Source organism: Pedobacter insulae (assembly GCF_900113525.1).
Lineage (GTDB): Bacteria > Bacteroidota > Bacteroidia > Sphingobacteriales > Sphingobacteriaceae > Pedobacter > Pedobacter insulae.
The window spans coordinates 1-1,368 of record NZ_FOPP01000021.1; the positions used below are offsets into that span (position 1 = coordinate 1).

The 1,368-nt window shown below is 47.9% G+C and carries 1 protein-coding gene; it reads left to right on the forward strand.

Annotated elements, in window-relative coordinates:
- Positions 1–1,288: group II intron reverse transcriptase/maturase (ltrA, locus tag BM207_RS18985; RefSeq protein WP_090998342.1), on the forward strand; the 1,288-nt coding region annotated here is incomplete at its 5' end.
- Between the last annotated feature and the right edge of the window lie 80 nt (positions 1,289–1,368).

Sequence of the window (1,368 nt, forward strand, 5' to 3'; positions counted from 1 at the left end):
GGTTACGTTAGAACGGATTGTAGACAGAAGGAACATCGAGAGGGCATTATTGCAGGTTACACGCAATAAAGGCGCTGCAGGTGTGGACGGGATGCAGACCGATGAGCTTCGGGACTACCTGAACGCAAACTGGAAAATGCTAAAGTCAAGCCTGCTGGATGGGAGCTATCGTCCAAGCCCCGTAAGAAAGGTAGAGATACCCAAACCTGACGGCGGCATTCGGATACTTGGCATCCCTACAGTTATCGACAGGATGTTGCAGCAGGCGTTAAGCCAATTGCTCATCCCTATCTACGAGGCACAGTTCTCGAACTACAGTTATGGCTTTCGACCGAACAGGAATGCACATCAGGCCGTATTACAGGCACAAAGTTACCTTAAGGACGGAAAGGAATGGGTGGTGGAGCTTGATCTGGAGAAATTCTTCGATAAGGTAAACCACGACCGCCTGATGAGCAGGCTAAGTAAATCCATAAAGGACAAGCCAGCTTTAAAGCTTATCAGAAAATTTCTTACCACTGGGATACTTGAACAAGGCGTGGAAACCGTAAGGACGGCGGGAACACCACAAGGTAGCCCATTAAGCCCAGTGCTTTCCAATATAGTGTTGGATGAACTGGACAGGGAACTTGAACGAAGGGGACACGTATTTGTTCGGTATGCCGATGACTGCAGTATTTACGTTAAGACCGAACGGGCGGCCTCGAGGGTCAGGACAAGTATCACTAATTACCTCGAAGGAGAATTATTGCTAAAAGTGAACATGGACAAGACCAAGGTCAGCTATGGAGATGACAGCACACTGCTTGGCTTCTCTTTCGAGAAAAGCCCGACACAAAGTTGGCTGATCCAATTAGCGAAAAGTTCCATTACCCGAATCAAAGCAAAATGTAAAGGCATAACTAAACGTAACAATGGAAAGTCGGAACAGCAAGTGCTACATAACCTTCAAGTCGTAATTGATGGTTGGGTAAATTACTTTAAGCTAGCCAGAGCGATAACCCGCCCTCTGAAGAAAATTGACCATTACGTGCGGGTACGGCTGCGAATGCACCAGTGGAAAGCATGGAAACGTGCGTCTGCGAGAATAAAGGGGCTCCTTAAATTAGGGGCTTCTAAACGGGACGCCTACAGGTGGGCGCATAGCAGCAAGGGTTATATCAGGGCGGCACAGGGATGGATTCTTTCAACAACACTCACGTTGGAAGAACTTAAACGCCGCGGCTACCGAGGCTTCATGGATACCTACTATTGGAAGAAGAAGAGAGCACAGACAACATTATTCTAACAAACCGCCGTATACCGAACGGTACGTACGGTGGTGTGAGAGGACAGGTAGCCAACTAATGGCTATCTTCCTACTCGATT